The sequence below is a fragment of the Calidifontimicrobium sp. SYSU G02091 genome, assembly GCF_022631395.1.
Lineage (GTDB): Bacteria > Pseudomonadota > Gammaproteobacteria > Burkholderiales > Burkholderiaceae_C > Calidifontimicrobium > Calidifontimicrobium sediminis.
In genome coordinates this window covers 37,913-64,389 of sequence record NZ_JALBGB010000003.1, presented here as the reverse complement: position 1 = coordinate 64,389, position 26,477 = coordinate 37,913, and the positions used below count along the sequence as shown (strand labels likewise).

29 protein-coding genes and 1 pseudogene are annotated in these 26,477 nt (G+C 72.5%); 14 read left to right on the top strand and 16 right to left on the bottom strand.

Going from position 1 to position 26,477, the window contains the following annotated elements; genetic code table 11:
• Positions 1 to 168: 168 nt before the first annotated feature.
• Together rpsI and rplM are read right to left on the bottom strand one after the other, a co-directional pair.
• Complete coding sequence (gene rpsI, locus MOJ79_RS02985) at positions 169 to 561, bottom strand: 30S ribosomal protein S9 (protein ID WP_241922811.1); 393 nt, start codon at positions 559 to 561, stop codon at positions 169 to 171.
• 11 nt (positions 562 to 572) lie between these two features.
• On the bottom strand, positions 573 to 1,001 hold the full coding sequence (gene rplM, locus MOJ79_RS02980; RefSeq protein WP_241922810.1) for a 50S ribosomal protein L13: 429 nt from the start codon (positions 999 to 1,001) through the stop codon (positions 573 to 575).
• 349 nt (positions 1,002 to 1,350) lie between these two features.
• Here rplM and MOJ79_RS02975 point away from each other — a divergent pair, with 349 nt between their 5' ends.
• The 3 genes from MOJ79_RS02975 (at position 1,351) to MOJ79_RS02965 (ending at position 4,170) form a co-directional block, all read left to right on the top strand.
• Positions 1,351 to 2,061: a GNAT family N-acetyltransferase gene (locus tag MOJ79_RS02975; RefSeq protein ID WP_241922809.1), complete on the top strand. Its 711-nt coding sequence runs from the start codon at positions 1,351 to 1,353 to the stop codon at positions 2,059 to 2,061.
• A 166-nt stretch (positions 2,062 to 2,227) separates the two neighbouring features.
• Complete coding sequence (locus MOJ79_RS02970) at positions 2,228 to 3,121, top strand: DUF2726 domain-containing protein (RefSeq protein WP_241922808.1); 894 nt, start codon at positions 2,228 to 2,230, stop codon at positions 3,119 to 3,121.
• Positions 3,118 to 4,170 (top strand): serine/threonine protein kinase, encoded by a 1,053-nt coding sequence (locus MOJ79_RS02965; RefSeq protein ID WP_241922807.1) that lies wholly within the window; start codon positions 3,118 to 3,120, stop codon positions 4,168 to 4,170. Before MOJ79_RS02970 ends, MOJ79_RS02965 begins: the two co-directional genes overlap by 4 nt.
• 16 nt (positions 4,171 to 4,186) lie before the next feature.
• On the opposite strand, the gene htpG is transcribed toward MOJ79_RS02965, so the two are convergent.
• The 8 genes from htpG to MOJ79_RS02925 all read right to left on the bottom strand — a co-directional run bounded on the left by htpG (position 4,187) and on the right by MOJ79_RS02925 (position 11,199).
• Complete coding sequence (gene htpG, locus MOJ79_RS02960) at positions 4,187 to 6,070, bottom strand: molecular chaperone HtpG (RefSeq protein WP_241922806.1); 1,884 nt, start codon at positions 6,068 to 6,070, stop codon at positions 4,187 to 4,189.
• A gap of 96 nt (positions 6,071 to 6,166) precedes the next feature.
• Positions 6,167 to 6,454 (bottom strand): HP0495 family protein, encoded by a 288-nt coding sequence (locus MOJ79_RS02955; protein WP_162910973.1) that lies wholly within the window; start codon positions 6,452 to 6,454, stop codon positions 6,167 to 6,169.
• Positions 6,455 to 6,464: 10 nt separating this feature from the next.
• Positions 6,465 to 7,352, bottom strand: coding sequence for a D-amino acid aminotransferase (locus tag MOJ79_RS02950; protein ID WP_241922805.1), 888 nt, complete (start codon positions 7,350 to 7,352; stop codon positions 6,465 to 6,467).
• Between the two features lie 52 nt (positions 7,353 to 7,404).
• A complete protein-coding gene (locus MOJ79_RS02945) occupies positions 7,405 to 8,595 on the bottom strand; it encodes a D-alanyl-D-alanine carboxypeptidase family protein (protein WP_241922804.1) in 1,191 nt (396 codons plus the stop codon).
• Between the two features lie 33 nt (positions 8,596 to 8,628).
• Positions 8,629 to 9,237, bottom strand: a complete 609-nt coding sequence (locus tag MOJ79_RS02940; protein ID WP_241922803.1) for an alpha/beta hydrolase — start codon at positions 9,235 to 9,237, stop codon at positions 8,629 to 8,631.
• A 19-nt stretch (positions 9,238 to 9,256) separates the two neighbouring features.
• Complete coding sequence (locus MOJ79_RS02935; protein ID WP_119289202.1) at positions 9,257 to 9,583, bottom strand: (2Fe-2S) ferredoxin domain-containing protein; 327 nt, start codon at positions 9,581 to 9,583, stop codon at positions 9,257 to 9,259.
• 34 nt (positions 9,584 to 9,617) lie between these two features.
• On the bottom strand, positions 9,618 to 10,730 hold the full coding sequence (locus MOJ79_RS02930; RefSeq protein WP_241922802.1) for a VanZ family protein: 1,113 nt from the start codon (positions 10,728 to 10,730) through the stop codon (positions 9,618 to 9,620).
• A 28-nt stretch (positions 10,731 to 10,758) separates the two neighbouring features.
• Entirely contained in the window at positions 10,759 to 11,199 is a 441-nt protein-coding gene (locus MOJ79_RS02925) for a CopD family protein (protein WP_119289198.1), read from the bottom strand.
• 91 nt (positions 11,200 to 11,290) lie between these two features.
• Between MOJ79_RS02925 and hemB the strand changes: the two genes are divergently transcribed.
• From hemB to MOJ79_RS02910, 3 genes are read left to right on the top strand one after another with little or no spacing between them, the layout of a single operon-like run.
• Positions 11,291 to 12,298 (top strand): porphobilinogen synthase, encoded by a 1,008-nt coding sequence (gene hemB, locus MOJ79_RS02920; RefSeq protein ID WP_241922801.1) that lies wholly within the window; start codon positions 11,291 to 11,293, stop codon positions 12,296 to 12,298.
• The gene (locus tag MOJ79_RS02915; RefSeq protein ID WP_241922800.1) at positions 12,298 to 13,383 is read left to right on the top strand and encodes a magnesium transporter CorA family protein; all 1,086 of its coding nucleotides are present in this window, start codon (positions 12,298 to 12,300) and stop codon (positions 13,381 to 13,383) included. The genes hemB and MOJ79_RS02915 overlap by 1 nt, the downstream gene beginning before the upstream one ends.
• Positions 13,380 to 14,255 (top strand): DMT family transporter, encoded by an 876-nt coding sequence (locus MOJ79_RS02910; RefSeq protein ID WP_241922799.1) that lies wholly within the window; start codon positions 13,380 to 13,382, stop codon positions 14,253 to 14,255. The genes MOJ79_RS02915 and MOJ79_RS02910 overlap by 4 nt, the downstream gene beginning before the upstream one ends.
• A 19-nt stretch (positions 14,256 to 14,274) precedes the next feature.
• On the opposite strand, the pseudogene ybeY reads toward MOJ79_RS02910, so the two are convergent.
• Positions 14,275 to 14,709, bottom strand: a pseudogene (gene ybeY, locus MOJ79_RS02905) (rRNA maturation RNase YbeY); the annotation flags it as partial.
• Positions 14,706 to 15,737 (bottom strand): PhoH family protein, encoded by a 1,032-nt coding sequence (locus MOJ79_RS02900; protein WP_241922798.1) that lies wholly within the window; start codon positions 15,735 to 15,737, stop codon positions 14,706 to 14,708. The pseudogene ybeY and the gene MOJ79_RS02900, both read right to left, overlap by 4 nt.
• Before the next feature lie 161 nt (positions 15,738 to 15,898).
• On the opposite strand from MOJ79_RS02900, the gene MOJ79_RS02895 reads away from it, so the two are divergent.
• From MOJ79_RS02895 to ruvA, 3 genes are read left to right on the top strand one after another with little or no spacing between them, the layout of a single operon-like run.
• Positions 15,899 to 17,749, top strand: coding sequence for a sensor histidine kinase (locus MOJ79_RS02895; protein ID WP_241922797.1), 1,851 nt, complete (start codon positions 15,899 to 15,901; stop codon positions 17,747 to 17,749).
• Positions 17,750 to 17,794: 45 nt separating this feature from the next.
• Complete coding sequence (locus tag MOJ79_RS02890) at positions 17,795 to 18,442, top strand: response regulator (RefSeq protein WP_119289190.1); 648 nt, start codon at positions 17,795 to 17,797, stop codon at positions 18,440 to 18,442.
• A gap of 10 nt (positions 18,443 to 18,452) precedes the next feature.
• Positions 18,453 to 19,025, top strand: coding sequence for a Holliday junction branch migration protein RuvA (gene ruvA / locus MOJ79_RS02885; protein ID WP_119353926.1), 573 nt, complete (start codon positions 18,453 to 18,455; stop codon positions 19,023 to 19,025).
• 93 nt (positions 19,026 to 19,118) lie between these two features.
• Here ruvA and MOJ79_RS02880 read toward each other — a convergent pair whose 3' ends face one another.
• Positions 19,119 to 19,604, bottom strand: coding sequence for a copper chaperone PCu(A)C (locus MOJ79_RS02880; protein WP_241922796.1), 486 nt, complete (start codon positions 19,602 to 19,604; stop codon positions 19,119 to 19,121).
• A 94-nt stretch (positions 19,605 to 19,698) separates the two neighbouring features.
• Positions 19,699 to 20,079 (bottom strand): DUF2946 family protein, encoded by a 381-nt coding sequence (locus MOJ79_RS02875; protein ID WP_241922795.1) that lies wholly within the window; start codon positions 20,077 to 20,079, stop codon positions 19,699 to 19,701.
• A 51-nt stretch (positions 20,080 to 20,130) separates the two neighbouring features.
• On the opposite strand from MOJ79_RS02875, the gene ruvB reads away from it, so the two are divergent.
• Genes ruvB through MOJ79_RS02855 form a run of 4 tightly spaced genes read left to right on the top strand, consistent with a single transcriptional unit; the run spans position 20,131 to position 24,506 of the window.
• A complete protein-coding gene (gene ruvB, locus MOJ79_RS02870) occupies positions 20,131 to 21,195 on the top strand; it encodes a Holliday junction branch migration DNA helicase RuvB (protein WP_119353924.1) in 1,065 nt (354 codons plus the stop codon).
• Between the two features lie 16 nt (positions 21,196 to 21,211).
• Positions 21,212 to 22,540, top strand: coding sequence for an efflux RND transporter periplasmic adaptor subunit (locus tag MOJ79_RS02865; protein ID WP_241922794.1), 1,329 nt, complete (start codon positions 21,212 to 21,214; stop codon positions 22,538 to 22,540).
• A 12-nt stretch (positions 22,541 to 22,552) separates the two neighbouring features.
• Positions 22,553 to 23,782 carry an ABC transporter permease gene (locus MOJ79_RS02860; protein WP_241922793.1) on the top strand — a complete coding sequence of 410 codons (1,230 nt, stop codon included), beginning with the start codon at positions 22,553 to 22,555 and terminating at the stop codon, positions 23,780 to 23,782.
• Positions 23,783 to 23,801: 19 nt separating this feature from the next.
• Complete coding sequence (locus MOJ79_RS02855; RefSeq protein ID WP_241922792.1) at positions 23,802 to 24,506, top strand: ABC transporter ATP-binding protein; 705 nt, start codon at positions 23,802 to 23,804, stop codon at positions 24,504 to 24,506.
• A gap of 11 nt (positions 24,507 to 24,517) precedes the next feature.
• On the opposite strand, the gene MOJ79_RS02850 is transcribed toward MOJ79_RS02855, so the two are convergent.
• Both MOJ79_RS02850 and MOJ79_RS02845 read right to left on the bottom strand, forming a co-directional pair.
• A complete protein-coding gene (locus MOJ79_RS02850; protein ID WP_241922791.1) occupies positions 24,518 to 25,171 on the bottom strand; it encodes a histidine phosphatase family protein in 654 nt (217 codons plus the stop codon).
• Between the two features lie 29 nt (positions 25,172 to 25,200).
• Positions 25,201 to 25,521 carry a DUF1840 domain-containing protein gene (locus tag MOJ79_RS02845; protein ID WP_241922790.1) on the bottom strand — a complete coding sequence of 107 codons (321 nt, stop codon included), beginning with the start codon at positions 25,519 to 25,521 and terminating at the stop codon, positions 25,201 to 25,203.
• A 118-nt stretch (positions 25,522 to 25,639) separates the two neighbouring features.
• Between MOJ79_RS02845 and MOJ79_RS02840 the strand changes: the two genes are divergently transcribed.
• On the top strand, positions 25,640 to 26,476 hold the full coding sequence (locus MOJ79_RS02840; protein ID WP_241922789.1) for a fumarylacetoacetate hydrolase family protein: 837 nt from the start codon (positions 25,640 to 25,642) through the stop codon (positions 26,474 to 26,476).
• Position 26,477 lies beyond the last annotated feature (1 nt).

Sequence of the window (26,477 nt, the reverse complement as noted above, 5' to 3'; positions counted from 1 at the left end):
TGGTGATTGCCTGCTTGCAGACGCAGGCACGCCCACAGCCGCGACGTTAGCGCAAACGCCCCCCGCCGCGCCGCCGCTTGCCCTTTCCCAGGTTGTGGGCTTCGCGCGGAGCGAAAAAAGCAAAGGGCCGCACCGCAGCGGCCCCTGACGATCCCGACGGCGCCGGGATCAGCGCTTGCTGAACTGCTTGCGACGGCGCGCGCCGTGCAGGCCGACCTTCTTGCGCTCGACTTCGCGCGCGTCGCGTGTCACGAAGCCGGCGCGGCTGAGTTCGGGCTTGAGCGCCGCGTCGTAGTCGATCAGCGCACGCGTGATGCCGTGGCGCACCGCGCCCGCCTGCCCCGACTCGCCACCGCCATGGACGTTGACCTTGATGTCGAAGGCCTCGCCGTTGTTCGTCAGCAGCAGCGGCTGCTTGACGATCATGATCGAGGTCTGGCGGCCGAAATATTCGTCCACGGGCTTGCCGTTGACGACGATCTTGCCGCTGCCCTTCTTGATGAACACGCGCGCCACCGACGACTTGCGGCGGCCGGTGCCGTAATGCCAGTTTCCGATCATCACACCGCTCCTCAGATCTCGAGCGCCTTGGGCTGCTGCGCGGTGTGCGGGTGCTCGCCGCCCGCATAGACCTTCAGCTTCTTGGCCATCGCGTAGCCCAGCGGCCCCTTGGGCAGCATGCCCTTGACCGCCTTCTCGAGCGCGCGCCCCGGATGCTTGGCCTGCATGTCCTTGAACGACGTGGCGTAGATGCCACCGGGGTAGCCGCTGTGGCGGTAGTAGATCTTGTCGGTGGCCTTGTTGCCGGTCACGCGCAGCTTGGCGGCGTTGACGACGATGATGTAGTCACCGGTATCGACGTGAGGCGTGTAGATGGCTTTGTGCTTGCCGCGCAAACGGCGTGCCACTTCGCTGGCGACACGTCCGAGCACCTTGTCGGTGGCGTCAATCACAAACCACTCGTGCTTCACCTCGGCCGGCTTGGCGCTGAAGGTCTTCATGAGGGTCTTTCGTTGCGGCCGGAAGCGACCGACGCTCGTTCGCGCCCTTCACCACCGACCTCGACACGGCTGCATGCTGTGCCCCGTCGCTCTCACCTCGGCGCGGCTTATTGGGGGCCGCCTCTCGGTGCTCAGGTGCTTCGGTGCTGATTCGCTGGAGGCGAACGCCTCGTGCTGCCGCCAGCGCATTCCCCGCCGCTATCGGGAAAGCCTGTAAGTATAGCGTGCAACGGCGCTCGCGGCGCGGCATCGTCCACACACCGGCGCGAACGCTGGGGAGCGCACTCCAGCAGCGTCCGCTACGATTGGGGTTAACCCTAGGCCGACGTGCCGAAGGAAGGAGAACTGCATGGGCTTTCCCGGTGACATGCTGAGCCGCCCGGGGCTGCGCGAGCACCGCCACGGGCGCGACGACAACCCGCGCCCGCCGGCCCCCGCGTTTCGCTGGATTCCGATCCGCTCGCTGGCCGAGCGGCACCGGCCGCGCATCCTCGCGCACCTGCTGGCGCTCGACGAGGCCGATCGCTATCTTCGCTTCGGCCATCCGGCCACCGACGCGCAGATCGCACGCTACGTCGACGGGATCGACTTCGCGCGCGACGAGGTGTTCGGCATCTTCAACCGCCGGCTGGAGCTGATCGCGCTGGCGCACCTGGCGTACCTGGGCGATTCGCGCGAGGCGGAGTTCGGCGTCTCGGTGCTGCCCAAGGCGCGGGGGCGAGGCTATGGCGCGCGCTTGTTCGACCACGCGGTGCTGCACGCGCGCAACCGTGGCGTCGACACGATGGTGATCCACGCGCTGAGCGAGAACACCGCCATGCTGCGCATTGCGCGCAACGCCGGTGCCACGATCGACCGCGCCGGCACCGACTCGGAGGCGCGCCTGCGCCTGCCACCCGACGACGTGGCCTCGCACGTCAGTGAAATCGTCGAAGGCAGCGCGGCCGAGATCGACTACCGGCTCAAGGCGCAGGCACGCCGGCTCGACGGGCTGATCGATGCGATCGCCGACGTCAAGGCGATGATCGGCAGCCGAAGCGGCCAAGCCGGCATCGACTGACGGCGCCGCGGCAGCGGCAAACCGCACGAACCGGGGGCTGCCGCTGCGCAGACGGCGCAGTAACATGCCGACGCAAGTTGTTGCGTGATGTGCGGTGCGCGCCGGCGGTCGTGGCGCTCACGGTGCGCCAACCCCGCCCCCGATGCTCGACACGACGCTCCCTTCGATGCTGGCGCTCGCCCTCGCGGCGCTCGCGCTGCTGGTGGCCGCCGTGCTGGCCTGGAGCAGCCGCCGCAGTTCGAAGCCGAAGCCGCTGCCCAGCGAGTGGGCGCTCACCGCACGGCCGGTGTTCAATACCGAGGAGCGGCGCCTGTACCGCCAACTGCGCGAAGCGCTGCCGCACCACGTCGTGTTGGCCAAGCTGCCGCTGGTGCGCTTCTGCCAGCCGACCGACCCGCACGAAGTGCGCTATTGGTACGACCTGCTCGGCGCGACACACGTGACGTTCGCGATCTGCAGCCCGAACGGGCGCGTGCTCGCGGCGATCGACTTCGACCACGAACGCAGCGGCTCGCGCCGCACGCTGCAAATCAAGCATGCGGTGCTCGGCGCCTGCCGCATCCGCTATCTGCGCTGCTCGCCCGACCACCTGCCGTCGGTGCCCGAGCTGCAGTTGCTGGTGCCGCAGACGAGCCCGGCGGCGCGCAGCGCGCAGGCGGTAGCCTCCGCGACGGTCAGTGGCTACGGCGCGCCGCCGCTGCGCGAGGAGCACGAGCCCCTGCGGCCGCCGGTGGCGCCGCGGCGCCCGCGGCGGCCGATGCTGTGGCAGGACTCGGGCTTCTTCCATGACTCGTTCTTCGGCGTCGACAGCCGCATGGACACCAGCTACCCGAGCGAGTACAGCCCCTTCTCGTCGAAGGCGCCGGTGCCGCCGGCGCCGCGCCGCGCCAACGGCCGCCCCGACGAGCGCTTCGCGGCGCCGCCGGTGCGCCCGTCGCGACCGATGCCGCTGGACAACGGCATCTGGCCCGAGGAGCAGCGCGAGATCGACGACGAGCTTGACGCGCGTCGCGACTACGGCCGCGACCTCCCGCGCTACGGCTCGGCCGGCGGGCATTGAGCGCGACCGCCGCGCCGGGCGGCGACGCGCCAGGCGCCTTCGCCGCCCTCACGCCCGAGCGCGTGCTCGACGCCCTCAGCGATGCCGGCTGGCGCCCCGACGGGCGCATGCTGCAGCTGAACTCGTACGAGAACCGCGTCTTCCAGATGTTCCTCGACGACGGCAGCGCGGCGGTGGCCAAGTTCTACCGTCCGCAGCGCTGGAGCGACGCGCAAATCCTCGAGGAGCATACCTTCGCGCTCGAACTGGCCGCCGCCGACGTGCCCGTCGTCGCACCCGAACCGATGCCGGCCGAGCGCGCCGACCTGCGGCGCGTGCGCCTGGCGGGCACGCCGCCCACGCTGGCCACCGAGCTCAACGGCGGCTTTCGCTTCAGCGTCAGCCGCCGTCACGCCGGACGCGCGCCCGACCTCGACGACCCCGCCGTCGCGGCCTGGCTCGGCCGCTTCATCGGTCGACTGCACGCGGTGGGTGCGCGACGGCCTTTCGTGCACCGCCGCACGCTCGAGCCGACGGCTTGGGGCGACGCGTCGCGCGACTGGCTGCTCGCGCACGACGCCGTCACCCCGGCCGAACGCGCCGGCTGGCAGGCCGCCTGCGACGCGGCGCTGGCACTGGTGCACGCCGCGTTCGCGCGCGTGTCCGGCCTGCGCCTGCTGCGCCTGCACGGCGACTGCCACCTCGGCAACGTCCTGTGGCGCGAGGTCGGCGACGATGGCGGCGGCGGCCCGCATGTCGTCGACCTCGACGACGCCTGCAACGGCCCGGCGATGCAGGACTTGTGGATGCTGCAGCCCGAGGGCCCGCACGCGGCCGCGTCGTGGGCCGCGCTGCTCGACGGCTACCGCGTCTTCATGCCGCTCGACGAGCGTGAACTCGCGCTCGTCGAGCCGCTGCGCACGCTGCGCATGCTGTACCACAGCGCGTGGCTCGCGCGACGCTGGCACGACCCGGCGTTCCCGGTGGCCTTCCCGTGGTTCGGCACGCCGGCGTACTGGAGCCAGCAGACGACGCAGCTGCGCGAGCAGGTCGAGCTGATGTCGGCCTGAACCCGCGCGCGTGCGCTCAGGCGCTCAGCAGCCGCGTCACGCGTTGCACGTAGGCTGCCGGGTCGTCGAGCTGGCCACCTTCGGCGAGCCAGGCCTGGTCGAACAGGATGTTCGCCAAGTCGTCGAAGCGCTCGTCGCTCTCGAGCCGCTTGACCAGCGGGTGGTCGGGGTTGACCTCGAGGATCGGCTGCGACTTCGGCGCGTTCTGCCCCGCCTGCTTGAGCAGCCGCGCCAGGTGCGCGCTCATGTCGCCTTCGTCGACGACGATGCACGCCGGCGACTCGACCAGGCGCGTCGTCACGCGCACGTCCTTCGCGCGGTCCTTCAGCGCCGTCTTGAGCCGCTCGAGCACCGGCTTGAACGCCTCGGCGACCTCCTCGGCGTGCTTCTTCTCGGCTTCGTCCTGCAGCTTGCCGAGGTCGACCGCGCCCTTGGCGACGCTTTGCAGCGGCTTGCCGTCGAACTCGTACAGGTGCGCGAGCATCCACTCGTCGACACGGTCGACGAGCAGCAGCACCTCGATGCCCTTCTTGCGGAAGATCTCGAGCTGCGGGCTGGCCTTGGCTGCAGCGAGGCTGTCGGCGGTCAGGTAGTAGATCGCCTCCTGCCCTTCCTTCATGCGCTTGACGTAGTCGGCGAAGCTGACGCCCTCGTCGGCGTGCGTCGACGCGAAGCGCAGCAGCTTGGCCAGGCGCTCCTGGTTCGCGTGGTCCTCGCCGATGCCTTCCTTCAGCACGGCGCCGAACTCGCGCCAGAACTTCAGGTACTTCTCGCGCTCGGCGGCGTCGTCGCTGTCGGCCAGGCTCTCGAGCATCGACAGCACGCGCTTCGTGCAGCCCTCGCGGATCGCCTTGACGTCGCGGCTTTCCTGCAGCAGTTCGCGGCTGACGTTGAGCGGCAGGTCGGCCGAGTCGACGACGCCCTTGACGAAGCGCAGGTACACCGGCATCAGCGCCTGCGCGTCGTCCATGATGAACACGCGCTTGACGTACAGCTTCACACCGGCGCGCTTGTCGCGGTTCCACAGGTCGAACGGCGCCTTGGCCGGGATGTACAGCAGCTGCGTGTACTCGGTGCGCCCCTCGACGCGGTTGTGCGTGTACGCCAGCGGCGGGTCGCTGTCGTAGCTGATCTGCTTGTAGAAGTCGATGTACTGCTGGTCGGTGATCTCGCTCTTCGGGCGCGTCCACAGCGCGGCGGCCTTGTTGACCGTCTCCCACTCGTCGGACAGCACGTACTCCTTCTTGTCTTCGTCCCACTTCTCCTTGCGCATCAGGATCGGCAGCGAGATGTGGTCGGAGTACTTGGCGATGATCGACTTCAGGCGCCAGGTCTTCGCGAACTCCTCCTCGCCGTCGCGCAGGTGCAGGATCACATCGGTGCCGCGCTGCTCACGCGTGATCGGCTCGACGTCGAACTCGCCGCTGCCGTCGCTGGTCCAGCGCACGCCTTCCTCGGGCTTGAGGCCCGCGCGGCGCGACTCGACGGTGATGCGGTCGGCGACGATGAAGCCGGAGTAGAAGCCGACGCCGAACTGGCCGATCAGGTTGGCATCCTTCTTCTGGTCACCCTCGAGGCGGGCCATGAACTCGCGCGTGCCGCTCTTGGCGATCGTGCCCAGGTGCTGCACCGCCTCCTCAGCGCTCATGCCGATGCCGTTGTCGCGGATCGTCACCGTCTTGGCCGCCGGGTCGAAGAAGACGCGGATCTCGAGGTTCGGGGCGTCCTCGTAGAGCTCGGGGCGGTCGAGCGCCTCGAAGCGCAGCTTGTCGCAGGCGTCGCTGGCGTTGGAGACCAGCTCGCGCAGGAAGATCTCCTTGTTCGAGTACAGCGAATGCGTGACCAGGTGCAGGATCTGCTTGACCTCGGCCTGGAAGGACAGGGTTTGCTTCTCGCTCATCGTCGTTCGCGCTGGAATCGGGGTGGGGGGCGGCGCCCTCACGCCGCCGCGCGGGGACATGGGGACGGATCGGCGGGGTTCAAGGCCCCGCGGCCGTCACAGCACGACCTTGACCATCGGGTGCGTGCTCAGCGTGCGGTACAGCTCGTCGAGCTGCTCGCGGCTGGTCGCGGTGACGGTGACGGTGAGGCCGAGGTAGTTGCCGCCGCGGCTGGGCCGCTCCTCGACGCTAGCCGGGTCGAACCCGGGGTCGAAGCGCTGCACGACCTGCACGATCGCGGCGCGGAAGCCCTCGACGTGCGCGCCCATCACCTTGATCGGGAACGCGCACGGGTACTCGATCAGGCTGCGTTCGGGCGGGATCTCGGGCAGTTCGACGGTCATCGCGCGGGGCTCAGATCGACTGTTCGACCTTGGCGCGCTGGTACGCCTCGTACAGCCGCGCATACACCGGCCCCGGCTTGCCACGCAGCGCGCCGTGGCCCACCGGTTCGCCGTCGATGCGCGTGACGGGCAGCACCTCCTTGGTCGCCGAGCTGAGCAGCACCTCGTCGGCCGCGCGCACGTCGGCCTCGCTGATCGGGCGCAGATTGTAGCCGATGCCTTCGTCTTCGCACAGCTCGCGCAGCAGCTCGTAGCGGATGCCCTCGAGCACGTACTCGCTCTTCGGCGGCCCGAGCAGCGCGCCCTCGTGGACGATCCACACGTTGCTCGCCGACGCCTCGGTCAGCCAGCCGTCGCGAAAGAGGATCGTCTCGACCGCGCCGCGGTCGGCCGAGATCTGCCGCGCGAGCACGGCACCGAGCAGGCTCGTGCTCTTGATGTCGCCGCGCTGCCAGCGGAAGTCGGCTGCCGTCACGCAGGCCACCCCATGGTGGCGCTGCTCGGCGGTGGGCGGCTTCATCGCGCTGGCCATCATGAACACCGTCGGCTCGATGTCGGGCGGCATCACGTGGTCGCGCAGTGCGACGCCGCGCGTGACCTGCAGGTAGACGAGCTGGTCCTCGGCGCCGGTCTGATCGTGCAGCGCGGCCACCAGCGCGCGCGCGCGCTCGAGCCACTGCTCGCGCGTGGCCGGCGCCGCGATGCGCACCTTGGCCAGGCTGCGCTCGAGCCGCGCCATGTGGCTGTCGAAGCGGAACAGGCGCCGGTTGTAGACCGGGATCACCTCGTAGACGCCGTCGCCGAAGATGAAGCCGCGGTCGAGCACGCTGACCTTGGCGTCGCACAGGCGCAGGTAGTCGCCGTTGAGGAAACACAGCGTGTCGGGCAGGGGGGTCATCGCGGGCCTTTCGTCGAGCGCAGCGAGAGGTTCGGCCGTCCGGGCGGGCAGCTTAGCGGATCCACAGCCGCAGCGCATCCCACGCGCGGCCGACGATCCCCGCCTCGGGCACCGCCTCGAGCACGACGAGCGGCACCTCGCCCACCGGCGCGCCGGCGCGCGTAGCGATCTTCAGCGTGCCCACGCGCTGGCCCTGTGTCAGCGGCGCCACGAGCGGGTCGGTGCGCTCGATGCGCGTCTGCAGGCGGTCAGCCTCGCCGCGCGGCACCGCGAGCACGACGTCGTTGGCGACGCCGATCGCGGCCTGGCGGCGCGCACCCTTCCACACCTCGGGCGTCGCGATCGGCTTGCCACCGTCGAACAGCTTGATCGCGTCGAACGCGCTGAAGCCCCAGTTCAGCAGCTTCTGGCTCTCGTTGGCGCGCGCCTCGCGCGACGCCGTGCCGAGCACGACGCTGAGCAGCCGCCTCGGCCCCGGCGCCTTGCCGCCCGGCCCGAGGTTCGGGAACTGGCGCACCGCGCTGGCCACGAGGCAGTAGCCGGCGGCGGCGGTATAGCCGGTCTTCATGCCGTCGACCGTCGGGTCGCGACGCAGCAGCAGGTTGCGGTTGTCCTGGCGGATGTTGTTGTAGGTGTACTCGCGCACCGCGTAGTAGCGGTAGTACTGCGGGAAGTCCTGGATGATGCGCGCGGCGATCGTCGCGATGTCGCGCGCGCTGCTGCGGTGGCCGGGCTCGGTCATGCCCGTCGGGTTGCGGAACTCGGTGTTCTTCAGCCCCCAGGCCTGCGCCTGACGGTTCATCATCGCGACGAAGGTCTCGACGCTGCCGGCCACGCCCTCGGCGAGCGCGACCGTCGCGTCGTTGCCCGACTGCACGATCATCCCGTGCAGCAGCTCGTCGACCTTGGGCGTCATCGTCGGGTTGATGAACATCAGCGACGGGTCGCCCTTGCGCTCGTCCCACGCGCGCTGGCTCACCGGCAGCGTCTGCTCGAGCGTGAGCTTGCCGTCGCGCAGCGCGGTGAACACGAGGTAGGCCGTCATCAGCTTGGTCAGCGACGCCGGGTCGGCCGGCACGTCCGCGTCGCGCTCGGCCAGCGTCTGGCCGGTGGTCAGGTCGACGAGCACGTACTGGCGCGCGGCGATCTCGGGCGGGGTGATCGGCTGCGCGGCGGCGGCCGCGGCGGCCAGGGTCAGCGTCGTCGTGACGAGGAAGCGTCGCAGAGTCTCGAACAGGAACATGGATCGGTGACAGGGCAAGGGCGGCCGCCGCGCTCAGGCGGCGAAGGCGCGCACGACGATCGATTTGAGCAACGGCAGCTGCCCGTGGAAGAAGTGGCCGACGCCGGGCACGACGACGACGGGCAGCGCCTGCGGCCGCGCCCACGCGAGCGTGGCGGCCAGCGGCACGACGTCGTCGGCGTCGCCGTGGACGACCAGCGTGTCGTCAGGCACCGCGCCGACGTCGAAGTTCCCCGTGGCCGGTGCGACGAGCACCAGCCGCGCCGCGGGGGGGTCGACGCGCCGCGCCGCCTGCGCCGCGACGTAGCCGCCGAACGAGAAGCCGCCGAGCACGAGCGGCAGCGCCGGGTCGCGCACCGCGGCCACGACCGCCAGCGCGTCGTCGACCTCGCCGCGACCCGCGTCCCACTGGCCCTGCGAATGGCCGACGCCGCGGAAGTTGAAGCGCACCGTGCGCCAGCCGACCTGGCGCAGCGCGCGCGCCAGCGTCTGCACGACCTTGTTGTCCATCGTGCCGCCGTGCAGCGGGTGCGGGTGGCACAGCACCGCGACACCGCGCGTCGCCACGGCCAGCTCCTCGATGACGCACTCGATCGCGCCGGCCGGGCCGGCGACGACGCGCCGCTCGGCGCTCGCGTTCAAGGCAGGGGTCGACAACGGTTCAGCGCCCGACGTCGGGCGGCAGCAGCAAGCGCTCGACGACGCGGCCGTGCTTCAGGTGCGACTCGACGATCTCGTCGATGTCGTCGAGGTCGACGTAGTGGTACCACACCGCCTCGGGGTAGACGACGGCCACCGGGCCGCCGGCGCAGCGGTCGAGGCAGCCGGCGCGGTTGACGCGCACGTGGCCGGGGCCGAGCAAACCCTCGGCTTTCGCGCGCGCCTTGCAGTGCTCGAACGCCGCCTGCGCGCCGTGCTGCGCGCAGCACGCCTCGCCGCCTTCGCGCTCGTTCAGGCAGAAAAAGATGTGACGCGCGTAATAGCTCATCGCCGCCATTGTAGGCAGCGGGTGCACCGGCCCCTCAGGCCGCGCCGGCACGGCCCAGCCGCGACAGCAGCCAGCCCATCGCGACATAGGGCCAGAACCAGCCGACCCACTGCGCGAGCCCGTGGAAGCGGATGAAGCGGCCCTGCTGCCAGCCTTGCAGGTTGAGCGCGTAATAGGCGTCGGTCGGCGCCATCGCGACGATGGCCACCAGCGCCGTCAGCGCGACCAGCGCGACGCCGGCCACGTGCCGCCGACCCAGCGGCAGGCACAGCACCGCAGCGGCCAGGCCGCCGACCAGACCGGGGCCGACCGCCGGCGTCCACCACGCGAGCGCGTTGTCGGGCCCGTAGTTCATCGCGCTGGCCAGCGTCATCGTGCCCACCGCGACGGCGGCGGCACCGGCGGCCAGCACCAGCCGGCGCACCCCCGGGTGCGTCACGGTGTAGGCGATCAGGCAGGGCACGAGCAGGCCGAGCGCCACGGCCACCGCCTCGACGATCAGGCTCGGCCGCGGCACAGGCGCCGATGGCGGCGCGAAGAAGGCCTGCGCCGGCTCGAACCACGGTGTGCCCGCGAGCGCGGCCAGCGCCCAGCCACGCGCTTCGTCCCACACCTGCCCGACGCCCAGCGGCACCGGCGTCGGGAACAGCAGCCCCAGCGGCCACAGCAGCAGCAGCGCGATCGCGCCGGCGCTTTCGCGCACGAACCAGCGGTCGCGCCACGACTGCCAGCGCTCGAGCGCGCCGATGGCATGCAGAGCGGCACCGGCGAGCGCGCCCAGCGTCGCGCCGGCGGCGTTGAGCACGAGGTCGAGCAGCGACGGCACGCGCGCCGGCAGGAACTGCTGCAGCACCTCGAGCGTGTACGACAGCAGCGCCGCCGCAGCGACCGCCGCGGCGAAGGCGGCCCCGGCACGCCAGCCGCTGCGCACCGCGGCGACATAGGCCAGCATGCCGAGCGGCAGGTAGCCCAGCAGGTTCGAGACGATGTCGAAGCGCGGGAACCACGCCGGCCACGGCAGCCACAGCCACGTCGCGACACCACCCGGCGGCACGCGCCAGCCGGCGAACGGGAACAGGCTCGCGTAGACGACGACGAGCGCGAACGCCAGCACCAGCCACGTGGCCGAGCTGCGCGCGCGCGTCATGACCGTCGACGGTGGCCGGGCGGCAGTCTCAGAACGGCTTGACGACGACGAGCACGACGATGGCGATGAACAGCAGCACCGTCACCTCGTTGAAGACGCGAAACCAGCGGTGGCTGCGCCGGTTCGCGCCGCGCTCGAAGTCGCGCAGCAGACGCCGGCACACGTGCTGGTAGCCGATCACGGCGACGACGCCGGCCAGCTTGGCGTGCATCCAGCCGCTGCCGGGCCCCAACCCGATGCCGTAGTACAGCCACAGCACGAAGCCGAGCGCGAGCGCCGGCCACATCAGCAGCACCGTGAAGCGGTACAGCCTGCGCCCCATCCCGAGAAGCCGCTCGCGCTCGGCGTGGCTGTCGGGCGCGACCATCGCGAGGTTGACGAAGATGCGCGGCAGGTAGAACAGGCCCGCGAACCAGCTCGCGACGAAGACGATGTGGAAGGCCTTGACCCACAGGTAGCCGGAACTCATCGCTTCATTATCGACGCAGCCCCCGGGGCCACTATCATCGTCGCGGGGCGTCGGCACGGCGTCCCGCCCGTCTTGCGAAGAGGTCGCCGCCGTGAACGCCCCCCTGCCGCCGTACCCCGCCAGCCGCCCGCGCCGCCTGCGCCGCGACGCCGCGATCCGCGCCCTCGTGCGCGAGCACCGCCTCGCGCCCGAAGACCTGATCCTGCCGGTGTTCGTGCTCGACGGCACGAACCGCAGCGAAGACGTGCCGAGCATGCCCGGCGTGCAGCGGCAAAGCGTCGACCGGCTGTTCGCGGTGGCCGAGCAGTGCCTCGCGCTCGGCGTGCCGGTGATGGCGCTGTTCCCGGTCATCGACCCGTCGCTGAAGACGCCCGACGGCCGCGAGGCGCTGAATCCCGACGGCCTCGTGCCGCGCACCGTGGCGGCGCTGAAGGCGCGCTTTCCGGAGCTGAACCTGCTGACCGACGTCGCGCTCGACCCGTTCACGACGCACGGCCAGGACGGGCTGATCGACGACAGCGGCTACATCCTCAACGACGAGACGGTGGCGGTGCTGACGCAGCAGGCCAAGGTGCAGGCCCAGGCCGGCGTCGACATCGTCGCACCGAGCGACATGATGGACGGGCGCATCGGCGCGATCCGCAGCGCGCTCGAAGGCGCGGGTCTGATCCACACGCGCATCATGGCCTACAGCGCGAAGTACGCGAGCGCGTTCTACGGGCCGTTCCGCGACGCCGTGGGCAGCAAGGGCAACCTCGGCAAGAGCGACAAGAAGGTCTACCAGATGGACCCGGCCAACACCGACGAGGCGCTGCGCGAAGTCGCGCTCGACATCGCCGAGGGCGCCGACATGGTGATGGTCAAGCCGGGCATGCCGTACCTCGACGTCGTGCGCCGCGTGAAGGACACGTTCCGCATGCCGACCTTCGCGTACCAGGTCAGCGGCGAGTACAGCATGCTCAAGGCCGCGGCCGCCAACGGCTGGCTCGACCACGACGCGGTGATGATGGAGTCGCTGCTCGCGTTCAAGCGCGCCGGCGCCGACGGCGTGCTGACCTACTTCGCGCTCGACGCCGCGCGCCAGCTGCAGCAGCGCTGATGCGCGTCTTCCACGTCACGCCGGACCAGTTCACCGAACTCGACGCGCTGCCGGCCGATCTGCCCGCCACCGGCTTCGTGTGGGTCGGCAGCGCGCGGCGCGAGTTCGAAGTGCACGCCGCCGAGATCCAGGCGCGGCTGCAGCACTGGAGCGGCGCGACGCTCGTCGACCTGCACGTGTCGGACCTGCTGAACAACCAGCTGCCGAGCCACTTCGACACCACGTTCGACTACGACCTGCTCGTCTTCCGGCGGCTCGCCGCCGCGCCCGGCAGCACGGTGCTCGCCGACGGCAAGCGCCCGACGCGCCGCGCCACGCGCGAGGCGCTCGAGGCAATCGACACCAGCCCGGTCGGCTTTGCGGTGTTCGACCGCGTGCTCGTCAGCGTGCACCCGGCCGACTGCGCGGTGCGCGACCACTTTGCGACGCGCCTGGCGCAGCGCGGCCAGGCCGCGTCCGCGCGCCTGCCGACCAGCCCGGCCGAGCTGATGCTGCGCATGGTCAACCACATGGTCGACAGCTACCTCGAGCTGCGCCGCCTGCTCGCGCGCCAGCTCGGCGAGCTGCAGCTCGAGCTGCTGAACCCGCGCAGCCACTTCGACGACTGGGCGCTGCTGCTCGACGCGCGCAACCGCCTGCACCTGCTCGAGGACACCTGCGAGGACCAGAGGAGCGCGGTGCAGGAATGGATCGACGCGCTCGACGAGTGGCCGCCCGAGACCGACAAGGCGGCGCAGCGCGAGCGCGAACTGCTGCGGCTGCGCTCGCGCGACGTGCTCGAACACATCGAGCGCGTGCTCGGCCACGTGCGCCGGCTCGAGCAGTCGATCGAGACCGCGGTGCAGATGCACTTCTCGGCGCTCGGGCACCGCACCAACAACATCATGCGCACGCTGACCGTGCTGACCGCGATCTTCCTGCCGCTGAACCTGATCACCGGCTTCTTCGGCATGAACTTCGATGCGCTGCCGCTGATCCACAGCGCCGAGGGCTTCTGGTTCGCGTTCTGGACGATGGTCGTGGTCGCGATCGGCCTCGTCGCGTTCTTCTGGCGCAAGCGCTACCTGGGCACGACGCCGCGATGACGCTGGCGCCGTCGCAGCTCGCGCTGCTCGTCGGCCTGACGCTCGCATGGGGCCTGAACTGGCCCGTGATGAAGCTCGGCGTCACCGTCTACCCGCCGCTGACGTTTCGCGCGCTGTCGATGCTGCTCGGGCTGCCGGTGCTCGCGGCGGCGCTGCTGGGGCTGAAGGTGCCGTTTCGCGTGCCGCGCGCGCACTGGCGCGAGCTGGCGGTGCTGACGCTGACCAACATGGTCGTGTGGCACCTGCTGGTGATCCTGTCGGTGCCGCACCTGAGCTCGGGACGCGCGGCGATCCTCGGCTACACGATGCCGGTGTTCTCGGCGCTGCTCGGCGCAGCCCTCTTCGGCGAGCGGCTGCGCCCGCGCCAGGCCGCCGGTGTGGCCGCGGCGGCGCTGGGCGTCGTGCTGCTGCTGTGGCACGAGTTCGACCGCGTCGCCGGCGCGCCGCTGGCCGCGTCGGTGATGCTGGTGGCCGCCGCGTGCTGGGCGCTGGGCACGCAGCAGCTGCGCCGCACCGCGATCGCGCTGCCGACGCTGACGCTGTCGTTCTGGATGACGGCGGTGACCACCGTCGTGATGCTGGCGGCGGCGGCCCTCGTCGAGCGCGGGCAGTGGCACGCGCCGAACGCCGCCGCCACCGGTGCGATCGTCTACAACGCGGTGCTGATCTTCGGCTTCGCGCACGCCGCGTGGTTCACGCTCGCGCGCTCGCTGCCGCCGGTGGCGTCGACGCTGTCGGTGATGATGATCCCGGTGCTGGGCACCGTCAGCGGCGCGCTCGCGCTGGGCGAGGCGCTGCACTGGCAGGACGGCGCGGCGGCGGCGCTGATGGTCGCCGCGATCGCGTCGGTGCTGTGGCCGGCGCGGCGCTGACGAGGGGGCCGCGGTCCGGGTAGGGGTCGTGCAGGCCGAGCGCGTGCAGGATCGCGCGCTCGCGCGCTTCCATGACGGCGGCGTCGCGCGCGCCGCGCTCGTGGTCGTAGCCTTGCGCGTGCAGCGTGCCGTGCACGAGCAGGTGCGCGTAGTGGTCGGCCACCGGCAACCCGAGCGCGGCGGCTTCACGCTCGACGACTGGCGCGCACAGCACGAGGTCGGCGTGCACGACGGGCGCGCGCGCGTAGTCGAAGGTCAGCACGTTGGTCGCGTAGTCCTTGCCGCGGAACTCGCGGTTCAGCCGCCGGCCCTCGTCCTCGCCGACGATGCGCACCGTGATCTCGCCCGGCGCGTCGAGCGCGGCGCGGATCCACTGCGCGACGCGGTGGCGCGGCAGCAGCGCGCGATGTCGGCCGTCGGGCTGCTGCAGCGCGAGCGTGAGGCCGGGCTTCACGCTGCCGGCCCCTTCGCGCCGCGTGCCGGGCGCGCAGCGGCCGCGGCCCCGGCGCTGTCGGCCTTGCCGGCGTCGTCGGCCACCGCACGGGCGGCGTCGTACGCCTCGACGATGCGCGCGACCAGCGGATGGCGCACGATGTCGGCCGCCGTGAAGTGCGTGAACGCGAGCCCCCTGACACGGCGCAGCACGCGCTCGGCCTGCACGAGGCCGCTCTCGGCGCCGCGCGGCAGGTCGATCTGGCTGGTGTCGCCGGTGACGACGGCCTTCGAGCCGAAGCCGATGCGCGTGAGGAACATCTTCATCTGCTCGGGCGTCGTGTTCTGCGCCTCGTCGAGGATCACGAACGCGTGGTTCAGCGTGCGCCCGCGCATGAACGCCAGCGGCGCGATCTCGAGCGTCGCGCGCTCGAACGCCTTGTGCACGCGGTCGAAGCCCATCAGGTCGTACAGCGCGTCGTACAGCGGGCGCAGGTACGGATCGACCTTCTGCGTCAGGTCGCCGGGCAGGAAGCCCAGCCGCTCGCCGGCCTCGACCGCGGGCCGCGTCAGCACGATGCGCTGCACCTGGCTGCGCTCGAGGGCGTCGACGGCGCAGGCCACCGCGAGGAAGGTCTTGCCGGTGCCCGCCGGCCCGATGCCGAACGTGATGTCGTGCGCGAGGATGTTGCGCAGGTAGCGCGTCTGGTTCGGCGTGCGCCCGGCGAGGTCGGTGCGACGCGTGTGCAGCACGATCTCGTCGCCGGCGCCCGGCGCAGCAAGCCCCTGCGTCACGTCGACGAGCGCGAGCTGCAGCGTCTCGGGCGCGATCGGCCGGCGCGCCCGCTCGTACAGCGACTGCAGCAGCGCGAGCACGCGCTCGGCGGCGGCGCGCTCGCCGCGCAGCGTGAACGCCTCGTGGCGGTGGCCGATGCGCACGCCGCTGGCCTGCTCGATCACGCGCAGGTGCTCGTCGAGCGGCCCGCACAGGTGGGCCAGCCGCGTGTTGTCGGCCGGGGTGAAGGCGTGGCGCAGCGTGGCGGTGGACATGCGGCAGGAAGCGGGACGCGCGAAGCGTGCATTGTCGCGCCCGCGCCGCTTCGGCGGCGCGCAAAGGGCGCCGGGCGCACCGGCGCGTGACGCACAATCGCGCGCCGATGGCTTTCCGATGCGCCCCTGCCCCGCGGCGTGCCGCTGGCGCGCGGCGCGCGATGGCCGCTGCCACGCTGCTGGTGCTGCTGACGCTCGCCGTGCTGTGCACGACCGCGCGCGCGCAGCAGCGCCTCGACGTGCACGAGGCGCTGAGCGCGGTCGGCGACACGGCGTACTTTCCCGACGGCGCCGCGACGCAGCGGGTGCCGCTGCCCGACGAATGGTCGCGCTCGCGCCCCGGCACGCGCGGCCCGGTGTGGTACCGCGTCGTATTCGACGCGCGCGGCGTCGAGGCGAGTGGCGAGCTGTTCGCGCTGTACGTCGAGCGCGCTTGCTCGACGCTCGAGGTGCAGCTCAACGGCCAGCGCGTGCACGTGGGCGGGCGCCTCGTCGAGCCGTACACGCGCCACTGCCAGCACCCGCAGCTCGTCGCGCTGCCGTCGGCGCTGATGCGCCCCGGGGTCAACACCGTCGACGTCAAGGTCGTCGGCGAGCCGCTGGCCGCCGTCGCGTCGCGCCAGCGCGCCGGCGGTCTGTCGGCGATGCAGCTCGGGCTGTACGCCGAGCTCGCGCCGGTGCACGCGCGACGGCACCTGCTCAACGTGACGCTGCCGCAGACGACGAGCGCGATGCTGGTGCTGGTGGGCGTGTTCATGCTGCTGATCGGCGGCCTCAAGCGCGCGCACAGCCACCTGGCGTACTTCGGCGCGTTCGCGATCGGCTGGGGTGTCGTCGGTGCGCGGCTGTGGTGGACCGACCTGCCGCTGTCGGGGCACGCCGCCGACGTGCTGCTCGTGTCCTTCATGCCGCTCGTCGTGCTCGCCGGCGTGCTGTTCGTGCTGCGCTACGCCGGCGGCGTGCAGGGACGCTGGGTCGACACCGCGCTGTACGTGCAATGCGTCGTCGTGCCGCCGACGCTGCTGCTCGCCGGCCCCGAGCGGCTGCACCCGGTGGCCAGCGGCTGGTATGCGCTGTTCGTGGCCGAGGCCACCGCCGCGATCGGCTGGCACCTGTGGACGCTGTGGCACCGCCGGCGCGAGCGCTTCGGGCCGATGGCCGTGCTGCTGCTCGGCGCGCTCGCGCTCGTGGGGCTCGAGTTCGTCGCGCAGCAGCGGGCGCTCGCCGACCGCTGGCAGGTGCTGTCGCACGCGCTGCTGCCGGCGGCCATCGTTGCGATGGGGCTGTACCTGATGCGCGAGCACGGCCGCGCGCTGCACGCCGCCGAAGCCGACCGCCAGACGCTCGAGGCGCGCGTGCGCGAGGCCGCCGCGCAGATCGAGCGCAACTACGCGCAGCTCGCCGAGCTGCGCGTCGAGCAGGTCACGCAGCAGGAGCGCAAGCGCATCGCCGCCGACCTGCACGACGACCTCGGCGCCAAGCTGCTGACGATCGTGCACACCAGCGACAACGACCGCATCTCGGCGCTCGCGCGCGAGGCGCTCGAGGAGATGCGCCTGTCGGTGCGTGGCCTGACCGGCAAGCCGGTGCGCCTGCTCGACGCGCTGGGCGACTGGCGCGCCGAGGTCGTCTCGCGGCTGGCGCAGACGGGCATCGAGGCCGACTGGGCCACTGCCGTCGAGGACGGCGAGCACATGCTGTCGGCGCGCGTGTACGTGCAGACCACGCGCATCCTGCGCGAGGCCGTCAACAACATCATCAAGCACAGCGGCGCGTCGCACTGCGCGGTGCGCGTCGCGGTCGACGGCGGCCAGTTCGAGCTGACGATCCAGGACAACGGCAGCGGCATCCCGCTCGAGCTCGACGGACGGCTCGACCGCGGTCACGGCATGGCGAGCATGAAGCACCGCGCCAAGCAGATGCAGGGCCAGTGCCTCGTCGAGTCGGGCCCGGGCTACGGAACCGTGATTCGCCTCACGCTTCCGCTCGCGACGTCCGCCGCCGCCGCGTGAGCCACTGCTACGATCGTTGCGATTCGTTGCCCGAGGGGCGCGTCGATGAAGACCATCCTGCTGCTCGAAGACCTGCCGCAGATCCGCAGCTGGCTGCGCGACCTGCTGCTCGAAGTGTTTCCGCAGGCCGACATCTCGGAGGCCGCGCGCGTGCACGACGCACTGTCGCTGGTGTCGGCCGTGCGCTTCGACCTCGCACTGATCGACCTCGGGCTGCCCGACGGCTCGGGCGTCGACGTGATCGCCGCGCTGCGCGAGCAGCAGCCCGACGCGCAGTCGGTCGTCGTGTCGATCCACGACGACGACGACCACCTGTTCCCGGCGCTGCAGGCCGGCGCCTATGGCTACATCCTCAAGGAGCAGGCGCGCGAGCTGATCAAGGTTCAGCTCGAGCGCATCAGCCAGGGCGAGCCGCCGCTGTCGCCGTCGATCGCGCGCAAGGTGATCGCGCATTTCGCCGCGCAGGCGCGCCCGGCGCCGCTGATGCCGCACGTGCAGCTGACCGAGCGCGAGAACGAGGTGCTGCTGCGCGTCGCCAAGGGCTTCACGCTGCCCGAGATCGGCCAGCAGCTGAACCTGTCGCGGCACACGATCGCCGACTACGTCAAGCAGATCTACCGCAAGCTCAACGTGAGCTCGCGCGCCGAGGCCGCGCTCGAGGCGCAGCGGCTGGGCCTGTTCGGCCGCCGGTGAGCGCGCGCCGATGATCGGGCGCCTGTCGGGCACACTCGTCGAGAAGTCGCCGCCGACGGTGCTCGTCGATGTCGGCGGCGTCGGCTACGAGGTCGACGTGCCGATGAGCACGTTCTTCAACCTGCCCGCGGTCGGCGAGCGCGTCACGCTGCTGACGCACTTCGTCGTGCGCGAGGACGCGCAGGTGCTGTTCGGCTTCCTCGGCGCCGACGAACGCGCGACGTTCCGCCAGCTGGTGCGCATCAGCGGCGTCGGACCGCGCACGGCGCTGGCGATCCTGTCGGGCCTGAGCGTGGCCGAGCTGGCGCAGGCGGTGGCCGCGCAGAGCAGTGCGCGGCTCGTCAAGGTGCCGGGCATCGGCAAGAAGACGGCCGAGCGGCTGCTGCTCGAACTCAAGGACAAGCTCGCGCCCGAGGTCGCGGCGCCGGCCGGCGCGGTGAGCGACGCGCAGGCCGACATCGTGCAGGCCCTCGTCGCGCTCGGCTACAGCGAGCGCGAGGCCAGCGCGGCGCTGAAGGCGCTGCCGCCCGACGTCGGCGTCGCCGACGGCATCAAGCTGGCGCTGAAGGCGCTGAACCGGTAGACCGCCGCGCGCCGCGGCTGCCCGCCCGGGCCAGGGACGACACGGGCCTGACCGCCGTCCAGGCCTGCGCAGGCAGGCCTGGAGCCGCGGCGGTCAGTGCTTGCCGTGGGCCGGCGGCATCGCGGCGCCGAGCGGGCGCACCGGCGCCTGCACGTCGATCGTCTCGCGCTTGCCGTCACGGCCTTCGACGACGAGTGTCACCGGCACGGTGTCGCCCTCGTTCAGCGGCCGCTTCAGGTCCATCAGCATCACGTGATAGCCGCCGGGCTTGAGCTCGACGGTTTTGCCCGCCGGCAGGTCGAGCCCCGGGATCGCGCGCATCTTCATCACGTTACCGTCGATCGCCATCTCGTGGATCTCGACGACGCCGGCCACCGGCGAACGCGCCTCGACGAGGCGGCCGCCGGTGGCGGACGTGATCTGCGCGAACATGCCGGTGGCCTTCTGCTGCGCAACGGTGGCGCGCACCCACGGGTCCTTGAGCTGGGTCTGGGCGAATGGCGCGCTGGCCGCCAGCGCGAGTGCGGCCGCCACGAGCGGGCGGCACAGGAGGGTCGATGTGCGGAAAGAATTCGTCATGGTCGGGGGTCCGTCGTCGATCGAGGGCATCGCGGCCGCGCCGCCGTGCGGCACGACCACGCCATGGCGCACCGCGATGGCGGTGCGCCGGGGTTCAGGCGATCGTCGGCGGCGGCCCGCGCGGATGCGGATGCACCCACGCCGGCAACGACGAGCTCGGCCCGTCGACGGCTGGGGGCGGCTCGTCGCGGCGCGCCGACGGCGTCCACGCTGCGGCGGGCGGCGGCAGTGCCGGGCCGTGCGCCGACGCGACGCACCACTCGCACGCCGGTGCGGTGCGGCCGGCATCGTCCGGCGCCGCGTCGCCGAGCGGCACCCAGCGCGCACCCTGTGCGGTACACACCTCGGCCCAGGCGCGCTCGCCGGTGATCGCAGCCAGCGCCTGCGACAGCGCCGGCAGCAAGGCGAGCGCCCACGCCGCGACCAGCGCGACGATCGCGCGGCGACGCGTGCGGGTGCAGCCAGCCGACGACATGACCCGATTATCCGTCCGCCGCCACAGGCGAGCCGCTGGCGATAATGCCCCATGGCCCTGCAGACCGACGACTTCGCCGCGCCCGCCGCGCGCCGCCTCGTCAGCGGCGCACCGGCGTCGCCGAACGAAGAGGCGTTCGAGCGCGCGCTGCGCCCGAAGGCGCTGGCCGACTACGTCGGCCAAGCCAAGGCGCGCGAGCAGCTCGAGATCTTCGTGCGCGCGGCGCGCCAGCGCGGCGAGGCGCTCGACCACGTGCTGCTGTTCGGCCCACCGGGGCTGGGCAAGACGACGCTGGCGCACATCATCGCGCACGAACTCGGCGTCAACCTGCGCCAGACCAGCGGCCCCGTGCTCGAGAAGCCGAAGGACCTGGCCGCGATCCTCACCGGGCTCGAGCGCCACGACGTGCTCTTCATCGACGAGATCCATCGCCTGAGCCCGGTCGTCGAGGAGATCCTCTACCCCGCGCTCGAGGACTACCAGATCGACATCATGATCGGCGACGGGCCGGCCGCGCGCTCGATCAAGCTCGACCTGCAGCCGTTCACGCTGGTGGGTGCCACGACGCGCGCCGGCATGCTGACGAACCCGCTGCGCGACCGCTTCGGCATCGTCGCGCGGCTCGAGTTCTACACGCCCGACGAGCTCGCGCGCATCGTCACGCGCTCGGCCGCGCTGCTCGACGTGCCGATCGACGCCGCCGGCGCGATGGAGATCGCGCGCCGCAGCCGCGGCACGCCGCGCATCGCGAACCGCCTGCTGCGCCGCGTGCGCGACTATGCCGACGTGAAGGGCCGCGGGCTGATCGACGCGCCGATCGCCGACGCCGCGCTCGCACTGCTCGACGTCGACCCGCTGGGCTTCGACGTGATGGACCGCAAGCTGCTCGAAGCCGTCGTGCACCGCTTCGACGGCGGGCCGGTGGGCCTTGACAACGTGGCCGCCGCGATCGGCGAGGAGCCCGGCACGATCGAGGACGTCATCGAGCCGTACCTGATCCAGCAGGGCTACCTGCAGCGCACGCCGCGCGGGCGGGTCGCCACGCTGGCGGCGTACCGCCACCTCGGCCTCGCGCCGCCGGCGCGCGCCGGCGCCGGCGACCTCTTCGGCGCTTGAGCTTCCGACGCTCCCCATGAACGGCGACTCGGCCGCGGCGCCGCACCGCCCGCTGCTGCGCCGGCGCGGCGTGCGGCGCGCACTCGGCGCGCTGCTGGCCGTCGCGATCGCGCTCGCGGCGTGGTTCGTGCTGCGCGAGCACCCGCTCGACGTCCCCGCCACCGCCGTGCGCACGCAGCCGCTGCAGCGCACGCTGCTGTTCAGCGCCCGGGTGCAGACGCCGGCGCGCGTCGACCTGGGTGCCACCGTGACCGGCCGCGTCGCGCAGGTGGCCGTCGACGAAGGCGACGCGGTGGCCGCCGGCGCCGTGCTGCTGCGGCTCGAAGACGACGAGTGGCGCGCCGCGCTCGCGCAGGCGAAGGCCTCGCTCGCGCAGGCGCAGGCGCGCCTGGCGGCCCAGCGCGCCGTGTCGCGCCCGAGCGCCGACGCCACCCTCGCGCAGGCCGAGGCCAACCTCGCGGCCGCCGAGCGTGAACTCGCGCGCAACCGCGAGCTCGTCGAGCGCGGCTTCGTCAGCAGCGCGCGGCTCGACGACGCGCAGCGCGCAGTCGACGTCGCGCGTGCGCAGCGCGACGCCGCGCAGGTACAGGCCGCAGCACAGCGCGGCGACGGTGCCGAAGCCGCCGCCGCGCAGGCGCAGCTCGACGCGGCGCGCGCGGCCGTGCTCGCGGCCGAGGCGCGCCTCGCGCAGGCGCTGCTGCGCGCGCCGGCTGCCGGCAAGGTGATCGTGCGGCGCGTCGAGCCGGGGCAGATCGTGCAGCCGGGCAAGGCGCTGCTGACACTCGCCGTCGAGGGCCCGACCGAACTGATCGGCAGCGTCGACGAGCGCTTCCTCGGTCAGCTGCAGCCGGGCCAGACGGCGCGGGTGCTCGCCGACGCGTTCCCCGAGCGGCCGTTCGGCGCGCGTATCACGCGGCTGGCGCCGGCCGTCGACGCGCAGCGCGGCGCCGTCGAGGTGCGCCTCGAGCCCGACGGCGCGCCGCCGCCCTTCCTGCGCGAGGACATGACGCTGTCGGTCGAGGTCGTCACCGGCGAGCGCGCGAGCGCGCGCGTGCTGCCGCTGGCCGCGCTGCGCTCGGGCGCCGGCGCCGAACGTGGCAGCGTGCTGGTCGCGCGCGACGGCCGCGCCGAGGCGGTCGACGTGCGGCTGGGCCTGCGCACGCTCGACCAGGTCGAAGTCGACGGCGTGGCCGACGGCGACGTCGTGCTGCTCGCGCCGACGCTCGCACCCGGCACGCGCGTGCGCCCGCGCGTGGTCGACGCCGCCGCCGCGCTGCAGCCGCAGCCCGGCGCGACGAGCCGCGACAACGCCGGCGGCTCGATGGGCAACGCTTTCGGGCGCTAGCCGCCGCACGCGATGCGCTGGCCAACGCTGGGCTTCGAACTGCGGGTGGCGCTGCGCTTCCTGCGCGAGGGCCGCTTCCAGACCGTCCTGATCGTGTTCGGCGTCGCGGCCGGCGTGGCGGTGGTGGCCTACATCTCGGCGCTGGTCGGCGGCCTGCAGCGCAACACGCTCGAGAAGACGCTCGGCGCGCAGGCGCACGTCGTGCTGAGCCCGCCCGACGAGCGCGTGACGCCGGTGCTGCCGCGCGCAGCCGGCGCGCCGGCGTTCGGCGACACGCAGGCGCGCGCGCAGCGGCTGCGCTCGATCGCCAACTGGCCGGCGATGCTCGAGCTGCTCGACGCGCGCGAGGGCATCGCCGCCGTCTCGCCGATGGTCACCGGCGCCGCGCTCGCGCAGCGCGGCGAGGCGACGCGCTCGGTGACGGTGGCCGGCGTCGAGATCGAGCGCTACGCGCGCGTCGTCGGCCTGGCGTCGAAGACGGTGGCCGGCACGCTGCAGCTCGCGCCCGGCGACGCGATCGTCGGACGCACACTCGCCGACGACCTCGGCGTGCGCGTCGGTGACCGGATTTCGCTGTCGACCGGCGAGCGCGCCGACACGCTGCGCATCACGGCGCTGGTGGACCTCGGCGTGACCGAGCTGAACCGGCGCACCGTCCTCGTCGCGCTGCGCGCCGCGCAGAGCCTGTTCGACCTGCCCGGCGGCGCGACGCGGCTCGACGTGACGCTCGACGACGTGTGGGCCGCGCAGGCGCTGGCGCGCGAACTCGAGCGCCAGTGGCCGCTGAAGGTCGAGAGCTGGCAGCAGACCAACGCGCAGCTCGTCTCGGCGCTGAACGCGCAGAGCATCAGCACGCTGCTGATCCGCGCCGTCGTCGGCGTCGTCGTCGTGCTCGGCATCGCGAGCGTGCTCGTCGTCTCGGTCGTGCAGAAGCAGCGCGAGATCGGCATCCTGCGCGCGATGGGCGCCACGCGCGCACAGGTGCTGCGCGTGTTCCTCGTGCAAGGCGCGCTGGTGGGCGCCGTCGGCTCGGCCGCCGGGCTCGCGCTCGCGGTGGCGATGATCGAGGCCTTCACCCGCTTCGTGCGCGGCAGCGACGGCCTGCCGCTGTTCGCGATCACGCTGCCGCCGGCGCTCGCCGGCCAGGTCGTCGTGCTCGCATTCGCCGCCGGCGTGCTCGCCGCCGTCGCGCCGGCACGGCGCGCGGCGCGGCTGGATCCGGCGCAGGCGATCCGGCTGTGAACGCCAGCGGCGACAGGGCATGAACGGCGACTCGCTCGTTCGGCTGCGCGACATCCGCAAGCGCTACAACGTGGGCCTGCCGAGCGAGGCCGAGGTGCTGCACGGCATCGACCTCGACGTGGCACGCGGCGAGTTCGCGGCGCTGATCGGGCCGAGCGACTCGGGCAAGAGCACGCTGCTGAACGTGCTCGGCCTGCTCGAGCGCGCCACCAGTGGGCACTACGAACTCGCCGGCCAGGTCGTCGACGGGCTCGACGACGAGGCGCGCACGCGGCTGCGGCGCGACACGATCGGCTTCGTGTTCCAGTTCCACCACCTGCTGCCGGCGTTCAGTGCGATCGAGAACGTGACGCTGCCGGCGCTCGCGCGCGACGGCCGCGTCAGGCGCGCGGTGCGCGAACGCGCCGCCGCGCTGCTCGCCGAAGTCGGCCTGGCCGCGGCGATGGACAAGCGCCCGGCCGAGCTCTCGGGCGGCATGCAGCAGCGCGTGGCGGTGGCGCGCGCCCTGATCCTCGAGCCGGCGCTCGTGCTCGCCGACGAGCCCACCGGCAACCTCGACACCGCGTCGTCGGACGAGGTGTTCGCGCTGCTGCGGCGCATCCACGGCGAGGTCGGCACGAGCTTTCTCGTCGTCACGCACGATCCCAGGCTGGCCGCGCGCTGCGACCGCATCGTCGAGATCGTCGACGGGCGCATCGCGCGCGACGCGCCGGCGGCGCGCTGATCCGCCATCGATCAGGCCGCGGTCTCGTCGCGGGCGCCGCGCTCGAGGTGCGCCGTGTCGGCCCAGCCGACCAGCGTCAGCGCACCGCCGGCGGCGAGCAGCCGGTTGATGCCGGCGTTGGCGACCTGCCAGGTGCGCGGGGCCTGCAGCTCGATGCGCGTCGCGGCGCGGTACAGGCAGTCGAGCACGCCGCCGTGCGTGACGATCGCGATCTGCCCGCCGGGGTGGCGCGCGGCGAGCTCGAGCACGGTGGCGACGCAGCGCGCGTAGAACGCGCTCAAGGTCTCGCCGCCGTCGGGGCCGAAGTGCGGCTCGCGCCGCCGCCACGCCTGCGCCTGCTCGGGCCAGCGCCGCCCGATCTCGTCGAAGCTCAGGCCCTCGAACACGCCGAACGCACGCTCGCGCAGGCCCGGGTGCAGGTGCAGCGGCGCGCCGCGCACGGCGGCCAGCGCCGCGGCGGTGTCGGCGGCGCGCCGCAGATCGCTCGCGTAGACGGCGTCGAACGCCTCGTCGGCGAGCGCCTGCGCGGCGCGCCGCGCCTGCCAGTGGCCGGTCGCGTTGAGCGCGACGTCGGTGTGGCCCTGGATGCGCGCGCCGACGTTCCAGTCGGTCTCGCCGTGGCGGATCGCGACGATGCGCGTCGCGGCGTCGTGCCCGCCGCCCATGACCCCAACGCTGCCGGACGGGACCGGCGTCAGACGCCCCAGACGATCGGCTGCCCGTCGCGGTGGCACTGGCGCAGCATCTCGAGGAACGGCCACACGCGCTGGCGCAGCGTCACCGCGGGCGGCTGCGGCACGTCACCGGCCTCCTCGGCCTCCTTCTGGCGGCGCTCGGTGTCGGCCTCGTCGTCGCGCACGGCCTGCTCGATCGCGGCGATCGCGGCGGGCATGTCGGCCGGCTCGATGATGCCCTTGGCCGAGGGCTCGCGGCCGAGGATGCGCAGCAGCTGGTCGCCGTTCGGTCCGAGCATGACGACGTCGGCGGCGTCCTTCGACTTGAACTTGTAGATCATGGCGCGTGGCAGTGGGGCAGCGTTGACGCGGACACGCCGATTGTGCACCGCGCCCCTCGCGCTGCGGCCGCCGGCGCGATCGCTGCAAGAATGCCGGGCGCTTTCCCACGGAGACCCGATGAAGCTCGTCCGTTTCGGCCCCGCGGGCCGCGAGAAGGTCGGCGCGATCGACGCCGACGGCCGGCTGCGCGACCTGTCGCGCGCGGTGCCGCACCTGCACCTGCCCACGCTGGGCCTGGCCGGCCTGAAGCGGCTCGAGCGGCTGCCGCTGCACGAGTTCCCGCGCGTGCGCGGCACGCCGCGGCTGGGCGTGCCGTTCACCGGCATCTCGAAGTTCGTCGCGATCGGGCTGAACTATGCCGACCACGCCGCCGAGGCCGGCATGCCGATCCCGGCCGAGCCGATCGTGTTCATGAAGGCGACGACGTGCATCCAGGGCCCCGACGACCCGATCCGCCTGCCGCCGGGCAGCACGAAGACCGACTGGGAAGTCGAGCTCGGCGTCGTCATCGGCCGCACCGCGCGCCACGTGGAGGTCGGCAACGCGCTCGCGCACGTGGCCGGCTACTGCGTCGTCAACGACGTGTCGGAGCGCGCGTGGCAGCTCGAGCGCGGCGGCACCTGGGACAAGGGCAAGGGCTTCGACACCTTCGGCCCGATCGGGCCGTGGCTGGTCACCGCGCGCGACGTGCCCGACCCGCAGCGCCTGTCGCTGTGGCTCGACGTCAACGGCCAGCCGCGCCAGCGCGGCAGCACCGCGACGATGATCTTCGGCGTCGCGCAGCTGGTCAGCTACGTCAGCCGCTGCATGACGCTGCTGCCCGGCGACGTGATCGCCACCGGCACGCCGCCGGGCGTGGGCATGGGCATGAAGCCGCCGCAGTACCTGCGCGCCGGCGACGTCGTCGAGCTCGGCATCGACGGGCTGGGCCGCCAGCGCCAGGTCGTCGTCTGAC